The organism is Acidovorax sp. Root267, from assembly GCF_001429215.1.
Taxonomy (GTDB): domain Bacteria; phylum Pseudomonadota; class Gammaproteobacteria; order Burkholderiales; family Burkholderiaceae_C; genus Acidovorax; species Acidovorax radicis.
Genome location: NZ_LMJC01000001.1, coordinates 382,335 through 394,486 on the forward strand (window position 1 = coordinate 382,335; position 12,152 = coordinate 394,486).

The 12,152-nt window shown below is 65.6% G+C and carries 12 protein-coding genes; 9 read left to right on the forward strand and 3 right to left on the reverse strand.

Features of this window, described 5'->3' with window-relative positions:
- Window positions 1-2 precede the first annotated feature (2 nt).
- Complete coding sequence (locus ASE39_RS01660) at window positions 3-800, forward strand: alpha/beta hydrolase (protein WP_057269986.1); 798 nt, start codon at window positions 3-5, stop codon at window positions 798-800.
- Between the two features lie 131 nt (window positions 801-931).
- Here ASE39_RS01660 and ASE39_RS01665 read toward each other — a convergent pair whose 3' ends face one another.
- Window positions 932-1,798 (reverse strand): IclR family transcriptional regulator, encoded by an 867-nt coding sequence (locus ASE39_RS01665; RefSeq protein ID WP_010463658.1) that lies wholly within the window; start codon window positions 1,796-1,798, stop codon window positions 932-934.
- Between the two features lie 286 nt (window positions 1,799-2,084).
- Here ASE39_RS01665 and ASE39_RS01670 point away from each other — a divergent pair, with 286 nt between their 5' ends.
- The 8 genes from ASE39_RS01670 (at window position 2,085) to ASE39_RS01705 (ending at window position 10,107) form a co-directional block, all read left to right on the forward strand.
- Window positions 2,085-3,191, forward strand: a complete 1,107-nt coding sequence (locus tag ASE39_RS01670) for an ABC transporter ATP-binding protein (protein WP_057269987.1) — start codon at window positions 2,085-2,087, stop codon at window positions 3,189-3,191.
- Window positions 3,188-4,060, forward strand: coding sequence for an ABC transporter permease (locus tag ASE39_RS01675; protein ID WP_010463654.1), 873 nt, complete (start codon window positions 3,188-3,190; stop codon window positions 4,058-4,060). Before ASE39_RS01670 ends, ASE39_RS01675 begins: the two co-directional genes overlap by 4 nt.
- A 4-nt stretch (window positions 4,061-4,064) precedes the next feature.
- A complete protein-coding gene (locus ASE39_RS01680) occupies window positions 4,065-4,859 on the forward strand; it encodes an ABC transporter permease (RefSeq protein ID WP_010463652.1) in 795 nt (264 codons plus the stop codon).
- Between the two features lie 15 nt (window positions 4,860-4,874).
- Window positions 4,875-5,171 (forward strand): (2Fe-2S)-binding protein, encoded by a 297-nt coding sequence (locus ASE39_RS01685; protein ID WP_100199499.1) that lies wholly within the window; start codon window positions 4,875-4,877, stop codon window positions 5,169-5,171.
- Entirely contained in the window at window positions 5,168-6,580 is a 1,413-nt protein-coding gene (locus ASE39_RS01690) for an NAD(P)/FAD-dependent oxidoreductase (protein WP_057269988.1), read from the forward strand. The genes ASE39_RS01685 and ASE39_RS01690 overlap by 4 nt, the downstream gene beginning before the upstream one ends.
- The gene (locus ASE39_RS01695) at window positions 6,577-7,737 is read left to right on the forward strand and encodes an FAD-dependent oxidoreductase (RefSeq protein ID WP_057269989.1); all 1,161 of its coding nucleotides are present in this window, start codon (window positions 6,577-6,579) and stop codon (window positions 7,735-7,737) included. The genes ASE39_RS01690 and ASE39_RS01695 overlap by 4 nt, the downstream gene beginning before the upstream one ends.
- 62 nt (window positions 7,738-7,799) lie before the next feature.
- On the forward strand, window positions 7,800-8,873 hold the full coding sequence (locus tag ASE39_RS01700; RefSeq protein WP_057269990.1) for an ABC transporter substrate-binding protein: 1,074 nt from the start codon (window positions 7,800-7,802) through the stop codon (window positions 8,871-8,873).
- 184 nt (window positions 8,874-9,057) lie between these two features.
- Complete coding sequence (locus tag ASE39_RS01705; RefSeq protein ID WP_057269991.1) at window positions 9,058-10,107, forward strand: cytochrome c; 1,050 nt, start codon at window positions 9,058-9,060, stop codon at window positions 10,105-10,107.
- A 793-nt stretch (window positions 10,108-10,900) separates the two neighbouring features.
- Here the strand turns inward: ASE39_RS01705 and ASE39_RS01710 are convergent.
- Both ASE39_RS01710 and ASE39_RS01715 read right to left on the reverse strand, forming a co-directional pair.
- Window positions 10,901-11,578: a plastocyanin/azurin family copper-binding protein gene (locus ASE39_RS01710; protein ID WP_010463640.1), complete on the reverse strand. Its 678-nt coding sequence runs from the start codon at window positions 11,576-11,578 to the stop codon at window positions 10,901-10,903.
- Between the two features lie 73 nt (window positions 11,579-11,651).
- Complete coding sequence (locus ASE39_RS01715; RefSeq protein ID WP_010463638.1) at window positions 11,652-12,119, reverse strand: group 1 truncated hemoglobin; 468 nt, start codon at window positions 12,117-12,119, stop codon at window positions 11,652-11,654.
- Window positions 12,120-12,152: the final 33 nt, after the last annotated feature.

Here is a 12,152-nt window from a genome sequence, read left to right on the forward strand (position 1 = left end):
GAATGTTGAATGTCGATGGAAACCAGGTGCACCTGGTGGACAAGGGCATAGGCCCCCCGGTGCTATTTCTGCACGGCAATCCAGACACCTCCGACGTATGGAGTGGCCTCATCGAACATATCCAGTCGGAGCACCGGTGCCTTGCACCTGATCTGCCAGGCTACGGGCGATCCATTGCTGCGCAGAACTTCAACTGCTCGCTGGAGCACCTGGCGAGGTTCGTTGACGGGCTGGTCCTCCAGGCAGGGCTGACGGAGCCGCTCCATCTGGTGGTCCATGACATTGGCGGCCAATTTGGCTTGGCGTGGGCCGTCAAGTGGCCTGAAAAGGTCAGATCGCTCACCATCTTCAACACGGCGTTCTCGCCGGACTACCCATGGACAACGCTGCACAAGATCTGGCGCACGCCCCTCATCGGCGAACTGGCCCAGCGCCTAACAAGCCGCCGAGCCTTCACGCGCGAGATGAAGAAAGGCGCCAGCCGGCTCACCACCGCGCAAATCGATCAGATCTACGACCGGATCACCCCCGCCATGAAGAAGATGGCGCTGCGCTTTTTTCGCGCCAGCGAACTCTCTCACTTCCAAGGGTGGGACACGCAGCTGCGCGATCTTGCATCTCGCATTCCCTCGCAGGTGTTGTGGAGTGATGACGACCCCTACATTGCCCCCGCGTTCGCGGATCGCTTCGGCGCGCAGGTGGTGCGCCGATATCCGGGCTATGGACATTGGCTCGCGCTGGAGGCGACAGACCTTGTGGGTCGTGAGTTGAAAGCGTTTCTCGCGCGGACACGCAGTTGACGCCAGGGGCGCGGGTCACCTGTCGCTTGGAGGGTAACCACGCACCCGTACACGTCCTTTGGAATAACTTTTTTGAACTGTTTGTGAGATCGGCGATTGACTCAAAACAGCGTCCCTGGAGCCGCTTCCCATCAATCCCTTTGCGTGGAGGTTGCCATTCCAACAGGGTTGATCTGCCGTTCGCCACTCCCGCCTGACAGACTTTGCGCCGGTCTTCTCAAGGTCGCATCAAACGGATTGATCTTCGGCCCAATCGCAGCAGCCTCGCGCTTGAGCAGTTCCACCACCGTGGGCATGCGGTCGGCGCTCAATCGGTCCGCAATCGTGCCCACACTCAGCGCGGCCACGGCGCGGCCTTCGCGGTCGCAGATGGGCACAGCCACACCGGCCATGCCTTCGAGCAAGCCGGTGTTGCGGCCCGCGTAGCCCAGCTGGCGCACACGCTCGATTTCGGTGCGCAAGTAGACCTCGTCAAACACGCCGTACTCGCGCACGCGCGAGAGGTTGAAGCGGATGACCTCTTCGCGCTCGGCCTCGGGCAAGAAGGCCAAAATGGCCAACGCGCCCTGCCCCACGCCCAGGGCCACGCGGCCGCCGATGTCGCCGGTGAACGACCGGATGGGGAACGGGCCTTCGCTTCGGTCCAGGCACACGGCGTCGAACCCGCTGCGCACCAATAGAAAGATGCTGTCGCCCAGGCTGGCGCACAGGCGCAGCAGCACGGGGCGGCACAGGCTGCGCAGGTCGCCGGGGTTGCCCGCTTTGGCGGCCAGGGCGAAGAAGTCCATGCTCAGTCGGTAGAGCTTGCTGCGCTCGTCCTGCTCGACCATGCCCTCTGCCACCAGCGATTGCAGCAAACGGTGCGTGGTGCCCTGCGTGAGGCCCACTGCACGCGCCAATTGGGTGACTCGCCCGCCCTCGGCCTGCACGGCCGACAGGGCCCGGATGACGGCAAACACCCGGGGTACGCCGCCGGTGGCGGTTGATGCGGCTTCCATACATCGCTCCTGTGGAATTTTGTGTTCAAACCGAAGGCATGATATTTCATTGAATGGAATAAATTCAAGAAAAATTCTGTTTAATGGAATACCCGAAGCGCTCTGGTTTGTTTATTGCAATAGATTCAATCGAATCGAGCGGTTGTTTCAAACTTTGCGAGGCGATTGCACCACCCCGGTGCAAACACTCAAAAGCCCCGCAGCCCATCCATGCAACTCCACAAGCAGGTGGCACGCACAGGCTCCAGCCAACCCGCGCAGTGCCACCACCGGAAAGGCTTTCGCCATGTCGTTTCTCAAGCTCACGGATGTGACCAAGTTCTATGGCAGCACCTGCGCGGTGCAGGCCATGAACCTCACGGTGCAAAAGGGTGAATTTGTGTCGCTGCTGGGGCCTTCGGGCTGCGGCAAGACGACCACGCTGCAGATGGTGGCGGGGTTTGAGGCGGTGACCAGCGGGCGCATTGAGCTCGATGGCAAGGACATCACGCACGCCAAGGCCAACACGCGCGGGCTGGGCATCGTGTTCCAAAGCTATGCGCTGTTCCCGCACATGACGGTGGCGGCCAATGTGAGCTTTGGGCTGGAGATGCGCAAGGTGCCCAAGGCTGAGCGCGCCGAGCGCGTGGCCCAGGCACTGGCGCTGGTGCACCTGGAGGCGCACGCCACGCGCTACCCGCGTGAGTTGTCGGGCGGGCAGCGCCAGCGGGTGGCACTGGCGCGCGCGCTGGTGATCGAGCCGCCCGTGCTGCTGCTGGACGAGCCCCTGTCCAACCTCGACGCCAAGCTGCGCGAAGAAATGCAGTTTGAGCTCCGGCAGATCCAGCGCAAGGTGGGCACGACCACCATCATGGTCACGCACGACCAGAGCGAGGCCATGTCCATCAGCGACCGTGTGGTGGTGATGGAGGCCGGCCGCGCCACGCAGATCGACCACCCGCACCGCGTGTACGAATATCCGCGCACCCGCTTTATCTCCACCTTTGTGGGCAAGGCCAACCTGCTGCTAGGCAAGGTGACCCATGCGAGCGGCACCCACACGCAGGTGGCGGTGGGCGCGCTGACGGTGGAAGTGGATGGCGCCCACCATCGCCCCGGCGCCGCCGTTCTGCTGAGCGTGCGGCCTGAAAAGGTGCAACTGGTGCCCGCCGTGCAGGGCCGACTCGATGGTCAGGTGTGCGAGCGTTTCTTTCTGGGCAGCCAGTGGCTCTACCGCATCGGCACGCCTGTGGGTGACCTGATGGTGCTGACCCCCAACGACGGCCGCCCCGACCTGGCCGAGGGCGAGCGCACGGGCGTGGACTGGCCCGACCACTGCATGCGCCTGCTGCCCGCCGATGAGACCGCCCTGGCCGAGCCGGAGGCCAAAGAAATCGCCGAGGTGGCGCCATGAACCTGGCCACCACCTTGCTGCACAAAAAGGCCGCACCCTGGTGGCTGTCAGGCCCGGCGCTGCTGCTGTTCACGGTGCTGCTGCTGGTGCCGCTGGCGCTCACGGCGGTGTTGTCGTTCAACGCGTTTGACCCGGCCACGGGGGTGAAGGCGGGTGAGTTCACGCTGGAGCATTACGCCCATGTGTTCACCGATTCGTACTACCACACGATCTTCTGGCGCACGTTCTGGATTGCCGGGCTGGTCACGCTGATCTGCGTGGCGATTGGTGCGCCCGAAGCCTACATCCTGAGCCGCATGGGCAACCCGTGGCGCTCCATCTTGCTGCTGGTGGTGCTGGCGCCACTGCTGGTGTCGGTGGTGGTGCGGGCCTTTGGCTGGAGCATGCTGCTGGGCCCCGAGGGGCTGGTGAATGGCGCACTGCAGTGGCTTGGCATTGGCCCCGTGAAGATGCTCTACACCGAGATTGCCGTGGTGATTGCGCTGGTGCATGTGATGCTGCCCTTCATGGTGATCCCCGTGTGGACATCGCTGCAGAAGCTGGACCCGGGTGTGGAGAACGCCGCCCTGTCGCTGCAGGCCACGCCGTTCACCACGTTGCGGCGCATTGTGTTGCCGCAGGTGCTGCCAGGCATTTTGTCGGGCAGTTTGATCGTGTTTGGCCTGGCCGCCAGCTCGTTTGCCATCCCCGGCCTGCTGGGCGGGCGGCGGCTGAAGATGGTGGCCACGGTGGTGTACGACGAGTACCTGCACGAGCTGAACTGGCCGCTGGGCGCTGCCATTGCGCTGACGCTGCTGGTGGCCAACCTGGTGGTGATGCTGAGCTACAACCGACTGGTTGAAGGCCGCTACAAGAAAGCGTTGGGCTGAAGCGATGCAGAAGAACGGCCCTCTCGCCCTCGCGTTCAACGCGCTGGTCATCACCTTCATGCTCGCCCCCTTGCTGGTGGTGTGCATCGTGGCGTTTACGCCGCACAACACGCTGACGCTGCCCACCACCGAGTTCTCGCTGCGCTGGTTCAAGGCGGTGTTCGAGCATTCGGACTTTGTGCAGTCGTTTTGGAACAGCCTGTGGCTGGCGCTGGCATCGGCCACGCTGGCCACGGTGCTGGCCGTGCCTGCGGGCATTGCCATCACGCGCTATGAGTTTGCGGGGCGCGGCTTTCTCAACGGTCTGTTTCTGTCGCCGCTGATCATTCCGCACCTGGTGCTGGGCGTCGCCCTGCTGCGCCTGTTTGCGCTGCTGGGTGGCACGGGCAGCTTTGGCTGGCTGGTGTTTGCGCATGCGCTCATCGTCACGCCCTACACGCTGCGGCTGGTGGTGGCGGCGCTGGTGGGGTTTGACCGCAGTGCCGAGCACGCCGCCCTGTCGCTGGGCGCGAGCCAGGCCACGGTGTTCACGCGCATCACGCTGCCGATGATTTTGCCGGGCGTGACGGGCGGCTGGATGCTGGCCTTCATCAACAGCTTTGACGAAGTGACCATGTCGATCTTTGTCACCTCGCCCAGCACGGTGACGCTGCCGGTGCGCATGTACATGTACGCCACCGAGTCGATTGACCCGCTGATGGCGGCGGTGTCGGCACTGATGGTGGCCCTGACAGCCTGCGCGATGGTGTTGCTGGACCGGGTGTACGGACTGGACCGCGTGCTCGTGGGACGTAAATAAATGGGCACGACTTTCATGACCGTGAAACCAGCCCTGCTCCACCGCGTGGCCGAAAAAGATCGGGCCTCCGTACCCTTCATGCTCGACGGCGAACCTGCCACCGCGCTCGAAGGCGACACGGTGTTGACCGCCATCCTCACCCACCGCGCCCAGTTGCGCCGCAACGAGTTCAGCCACGAGCCGCGTGCTGGCTTTTGCCTGATGGGCGCATGCCAGGACTGCTGGGTGCTGACTGCGAGCGGTGAGCGGCTGCGGTCTTGCGCCACCTTTGTGAAAGCAGGCATGCAGCTGACCACCGGGGAGCCCGCATGACCGCTCCCACCTTGCAACCGGTGATCGTCGGCGCAGGCCCGGCAGGCATTCGCGCCGCGCAAACCCTGGTGGCGCATGGTGTGCGGCCCGTGCTGATTGACGAGGCCGCGCGCGGCGGCGGGCAAATCTACCGCCGCCCGCCCGCGGACTTTGCCCGCAGCCCACAAACGCTGTACGGCACCGAGGCCAAGCGCGCCACGGCATTGCACAACACGCTGGATGGTCTGGACGCCCACATCGACTACCAACCCAACAGCCTGGTGTGGAACGCCCAGGGTGGCTTGCTCGATGTGCTGCATGGCCCCACACAGACCACGCGCACGGTGCCCTACGGCCAGCTCATCGTGGCCAGCGGCGCCACCGACCGGGTGCTGCCCCTACCGGGCTGGACACTGCCCGGCGTGTACACGCTGGGTGGCGCTCAAGTGGCGCTCAAGTTCCAGGGCTGCACCATCGGCCGCAACGTGGTGCTGATGGGCACCGGGCCGCTGCTGTACCTGGTGGCGTACCAATATGCCAAGGCAGGCACGAAGGTGGCCGCGGTGCTGGACACGGCCCGCTTTGCCGACCAGTTGGCCGCCCTGCCCGGCATGCTGACGCAGCCCACCGTGCTGGCCAAGGGCCTGTACTACGTGGGGTGGCTGCGCGCGCAGGGCGTGCCGGTGCACACCGGCGTGCGGCCCGTGCGCGTGCAAGGAGACACACGGGTGAACGCCGTGGTGTGGAGCGACGGGAACACCGAGCACACCATGCCCTGCGACGCCGTGGGCTTTGGCTACGCACTGCGGTCCGAGACCCAACTGGCCGACCTGCTGGGTTGTCGCTTTGCCTGGGCGCCGATGCACCGCGCCCACCTGCCCGAGCGCGACAGCGCGGGCCGCACCAGCGTGGCGGGCGTGTACCTGGCGGGCGATGGCGCGGGCATCATGGGCGCCGATGCAGCCGAATGGGCGGGCGAGCGCGCCGCGCTGGCACTGCTGGCCGACCACGGCGTGAAGGTAGATGCCGCACGTGCCGCAGAACTAGAGCGCAAGTTGACGAACCTGATGCCCTTCAGACAAGGGCTGGAACGCGCCTTCCCCTTCCCCACCGACTGGGCGGCCCACGCGCCCGATGCGCTGGTGGTGTGCCGCTGCGAGAACATCACGGCGGGCGAGCTGCGCGCCTGCGCCCGCGACACCGGGGCCGACGAAATGAACCGCCTCAAGGCCCTGACCCGCGTGGGCATGGGCCGCTGCCAGGGCCGCATGTGTGGCGTGGCTGCGGCTGAAATCCTTGCCCAGGCCACCGGCAAGCCGGTAGAGCTGGTGGGGCGCCTGCGTGGACAAGCGCCCATCAAGCCGATTCCGATCCATCTGCAAGCACATGCCGCTGAACCGCACCACACCCAGGCGGAGGCCGCCGCATGAACACCACCACCCGAACGATTGACACCGATGTCGCCATTGTGGGCGGCGGCATTGTGGGCGCGTCGGCCGCATTGGCGCTGCGCCGCCAGGGCGTCAGCGTGGTGCTGCTGGAGCGCGACCTGTGCGGCTCGCGATCGAGCGGCGTGAACTACGGCGGCGTGCGCCGCCAAGGCCGCCCTGTGAGCCAATTGCCGCTGGCGCAGCGCGCCCACCAGGTGTGGGCCGACCTGCCTGCGCTGATTGGCACCGACGGCGAATACCAGCGCAGCGGGCACTTCAAGATCGGCCGCAGCGAGACGGACATGGCCTCGCTCGAACACTACGCCGCGCTGAGCCGCGACTTTGACCTGGGTATCCAACTGATCTCGGGCGCCACGCTGCGCGAGCGCTGCCCCTGGCTGGGCGGGCGCGCGGTGGGTGGATCGCTGTGCCCCGATGACGGGCAGGCCAACCCGCGTCTGGTGTCGCCCGCCTTTGCGCTGGCCGCACGGCGCGCGGGAGCGCAGATTCTGGAACGTACACCCATGACGGCGGTGGAGCACGACGGACACCAGTTCACCGTGCGCTCAGGCCACGCGGTGGCTGTGCGCGCGCCAGTGCTCATCAACTGCGCGGGCGCCTGGGCCGGTGCGCTGGCCGCGCAGTTTGGCGAGGCGGTGCCCCTGCAGTCCGGCCACCCCGCCATGGCGGTGACGGAGCCACTGCCGTTCTTCATGCACTGGAGCCTGGGCGTGGAAGGCGGTGGCATCTATTGCCGCCAGGTTGCGCGCGGCAACCTGGTGCTGGGCGGTGGCGCCGGTGTGGCGCTGGATGCGGACCGCGCCCGCTCGGAGCGCAGTGCCATTGCGGCCCTGGCCGTGCAGGCGGTGGAGCTGCTGCCCGCGCTCAAAAACGCACACTTCATCCGCACCTGGAGCGGCACCGAGGGCTATCTGCCGGACCGCCAGCCGGTGCTGGGCCAGAGCCGCACCACGCCAGGTTTGATCCACGGCTTTGGTTTTGCAGGCGCAGGTTTCCAGATTGGTCCCGCCGTCGGAGAGGTGCTGGCCGAGCTGGCACGCGACGGCCGCAGCACCACGCCGATCGAGGCCTTTTCCATCGAGCGATTTCTCTCCACCACAGCGGCGCAAGTGGCCACTGCTGCGGCCGCCCACTGACCAGACACGCCACCGAACAAGCCCTGAAAGCCCCCTTCCCTCCCCCACTGAAAGGAATCACCATGACCACCTTCACCCATCGCCACGCAGGCTTCGCGCGCCGCAAAATCCTGGCCGCTGCTGCGCTGGCCGCTGTCGCCACGGCCGGTATCGCCACCGCGCAGACGAAAACGATCTACATCGGCATGAACGGCGGCACCATGGAGAAGGCCTACACGCAGTACGTGTTCCCGGCGTTCGAGAAGCTGCACGGTGCGAAGGTGGTGGTCGTGCCCGGCACTTCTTCGGACATCCTGGCCAAAGCCCAGGCCAACAAGGACAAGCCGCAGATGCACGTGATGTTTCTGGACGACGGCGTGATGGTGCGCGCCATGGGCATGGGCCTGTGCGAGAAGCAGCGCCCCAACCCACACCTGAACGACATCTACCCCGCAGCCCGCTTCAAGGACGACCTGGCCAGCGGCGTGAGCCTGGGCATGACGGGCATTGCCTACAACACCAAGATGTTTGCCGAGAAAGGCTGGGCTGCACCCACCTCATGGATGGACTTTGCGGACCCCAAGTACAAGGGCAAGGTGGTGTTCCAGTCCATGCCCTCCTCATCGTTCGGCTTGCACGGCTTCCTGATGTTCAACCGCATCCAGGGCGGCAACGACAAGAATGTGGAGCCGGGCTTCAACAACTGGGCCAAGACGATTGGCCCGAATGTGCTGGAGTACATCCCCAGCTCGGCCAAGATTTCCGAGATGGTGCAGACGGGTGAGGCCGCGCTGTTCCCGCTCACGCCCACGGCCGTGGCCGCGCTCAAGTCCAAGGGCATTCCGGTGGAATACGCACAGCCCAAGGAAGGCTCGGTGGTGCTGATGACCGGCCAGTGCGTGATCGCCAAGAACAGTGAGCCCGAGCTGGCGCAAAAGCTTGCTGAATTTTTGCTGAGCCCGCTGGCACAGGCCAACGTGCTGCAGTTTGGCGCACAGATCCCCACCAACCCCAAGGCCCCCGCCGTGGGTGAAGGTGCGGCCCAGGTGGCGCAGATCAGCCAGTGGATGAAAAACGCCGTAACCCTGGACTGGGATAGCGTGAACGCCAACCGCCCGGCCTGGAACACGCGCTGGAACAAGGCCATCGAGCGCTGAGCACCGGGGCGGTTGACGCACGCCCGCCACACCGGTGCGCCGTTTGTGACATATGTCACCGGCTGCGCCACACCCTGCGGTGGGAGGGTGTCACAAACCGCTTCTTCGAATTCAGAATCCGGCGCCTGAACACGTGAATTCGTTCGTTCAGTCAGTCATTCATTCGAAGAAGAGGGATACCACCATGAAACGCTGGATCAAATGGACCGCTGGCAGCGCGCTGCTGCTGGGCGTCATCGTTGCCGCCACGGCGGCCAGCGGCCTGTATCTGGCCGAGCAAAAGCGCAACCGCTATATCGACATCAAGCCACGCCCCGTGGCTTACACCACCGACGCGCAGACCATCGAGCGTGGGCGCTATCTGTATGCATCACGCGGCTGCACCGATTGCCACGGCGCGCAGGGCACGGGCCGCGAGTTTGTCAACGACGGCAAGGGCACGCGCATCGTGGGCCCCAACATCACCCCCGCTGGCGTGGTCGCCCGCTACCAGCCCGAGGACTGGAACAGCGTGATCCGCCACGGCGTCAAACCCAATGGCCGCCCGCTGCTGGTGATGCCCAGCGAGGACTACAACCGCTTCACCAACGACGACCTGAACGCCCTGGTGTCGTATGTGCGCCAGTTCAAGCCCCAGGAGGGCACGCAGGCGGTGGTCGATCTGCCCCGCCCCGCCTGGGTGCTGTACGGCCTGGGTGCCATCCCCGATGCGGCCGCGCGCATCGACCACCAGCTAGCCCCTTCGCGCCCCGTGCCTGCGGGCGTGACGCTGCCCAACGGCCAGTACGTGGCCAACATGTGCATCGGCTGCCATGGTGCCAACCTGGCGGGCGGCAAGATCCCCGGCGGCCCACCCGACTGGCCGGCCGCCGCCGACATCCGGCCTGGTGCCAACAGCGCCATGGCCCGCTACCCCAACGCAGCCAGTTTTGTGGCCATGCTGCGCACCGGCAAGCGGCCGGATGGCACACCGATCCAGGTGATGCCTTTTGAGTCGCTGGGGCAGTTGAGTGATGTGGATGCGCAGGCGCTGTATCTGTTTTTGACGGCACCTGGGGGGAGTGCGAATGCGGCGGGTTCCGGAGCAGGTGCCGGCCATGCACCGGCCCGTGGGGATGTGGGGCTGGGGGGTGCTGTCGATGCACATCTGGTGCGGGTGGAGCAGCCGCAGGGGCAGCAGCATCGACCGTCGAATGTGCCTTCGGTTTCTTCGGGGTTGCGGATGCCGGGGTGATGATTTTCGTCTTGGTTTTTTTTGGTGTTTTTGGCTGCTGGCGCTTATCCATAATGCGCTAGCAGCTATTGTTTTTATAGCGTCCGTGTGATCTTCGACCGTTCGGGCTTGTAGAAGCCTGGGCACGCTCGTTCGCTGAACTGTGCGGCGTGCCTGGATTGAGGGCGGAGGCCGGGATGTGCGCCCGGCGGCGCAGTAACTTTCTCTTGGGTCGCCAAGAGAAAGTCACCAAAGAGAAGGCGACCCTGCTGTCTGCGACCCCTTCGCTGCGCTGCCGCGCCTTTGGCGCTCCGCTCGGACAACTGCGGTGGTTCAGTTCACGAAGCATGTGTGTCCTTCGGCACACATGCCACCCCGCGCCCTGCGCGCCCCAGGCGCATCCAGAAGGGAACCCGCAGCCGGACATCCATTCGGGCCGTCGCTGCGCTCGGCCCAAGCTGCGCAGCGCGTGGCGCTTGCGCCCGCGAGATGGGCCGAGCGAAGCAATGGCCCGTGGGGCTGTTTGGATGTTCGGCTGTCCAACCCCCTGCTGGCTGCGCCTGCGGCGGGGCGGTTGCGGGGTGGCATGGGCGTCGGAGCGCCCATGCTTCGTGCTCTAGCTCGCCGTGGTTGTCCGAGCGGCGCGCGCAGCGCAAAGCGAGTTCCACGGCGCACCCCGCAACCGCCCCGACGCAGGTTTGCCCCTTCGCACCGCGAAGGGGTCGCAGACTGGGGGTCGCCTTTCTTTTGGGTACTTTTCTTTGGCGAAGCAAAGAACAAGTACCTCGGCCGCCGGGCCGAGACCCGGCTCCCCTCAATGCCGATGCGCAACCTGCTCTCCATGCCCAACTGGTCCCTGGCTATACCCCCCGGTCGGCCCACCCGGCGTATTGGAAGGCGCCGCTGGCGGTGCGCGCCGCACGCGCGGCACCACGCTCAGCTGCACGGTGTCCAGCACCGGCCCCGGGGCCACGTTCAACGCCTTGCGGGGCAAGTCCACCAGTTGCTCGGCATGCCAGACGCGCACCTGGGCCGCGCCGTCGGGCACGCTGGCAAAGCGGGCGATGCCGTCGGCATCGGTCTTGAGCGTCCAGGCCGAATCCGTCACAAACACATGGCCGCGCATGGAGCCGTGCAGGTGGCACGACAACAGCACCACACCGGCCGTGTCGAGCTTGACCTCGAAGGAGTTGGCCGGCTTGCCGTCGGTCTTGCCCTCCAGGCGCAGCTCGAAGCCGCTGGTGGCTGGGGCGGACGACAGGCCTGCGGCGGCGCCGCGCACATGGTGGTCCCAGCGGTCCTGGTTGGTAAACCGCACCGTGGTGCCGGGCATCACCACCGTCAGGGCGGGCACAAACCGCATGCGCTCCTGCTCGATGGTGGGGCTGGCCTGCAGCAGGCTGGGGGCCGCGCCCGGCGAAGCAGCGGGGTACACCACCACCACGGCTTCGGGCACCGGCTTGCCCTCGCGGTCCAGCACCTGGATTTGCACATTTCCGGCGCCAGCGCTTGTCAGTAAAGCGCTAGCAGCTATAAAAACCATAGTATTTTTCATATCAACAGCTTCAGCGGATGGTGATCACGTCCCGGTGCATGGGCGCCAGCAAGGCCAGCAGGCGGTTTTGCTGAGCGAACGGTATGCCCTGGGCATCCATGGCGCTTTGCAGCACCTCCACCAGGGCGTTGAAGTGGCCCTTGTTGATGTCCATGTCGGCATGGGCCGATTTCATGTCAGCGCCTTCATATTTGCAAGGGCCACCGCTCAACTGGCAGATCTGGTCGGTCAAGCTCTCCTTGAGCGCGGCGGGCTTCACGTCCTTGAAGTGGCCGCCGATGCGCGGGTCTTTGACCACGCGGTTCACAAAATCGTCCATCAGGCGGGTGATGCCGGGCTTTTCGCCCAGGGCCTGGTACAGGCCCGCCGGTGCGTGTGCAGCCGCTGGGGCTGCAGCGCCCGTTGTTTGTGCGATTGCTGGCAGGGCCAGCAGGCCGCCCAGGGCGAGTGCCCAGGCGATCAGGGTGTGGTGCTTCATGGAAATCTCCAAAGGGGGAATGTGCGCGGCCAC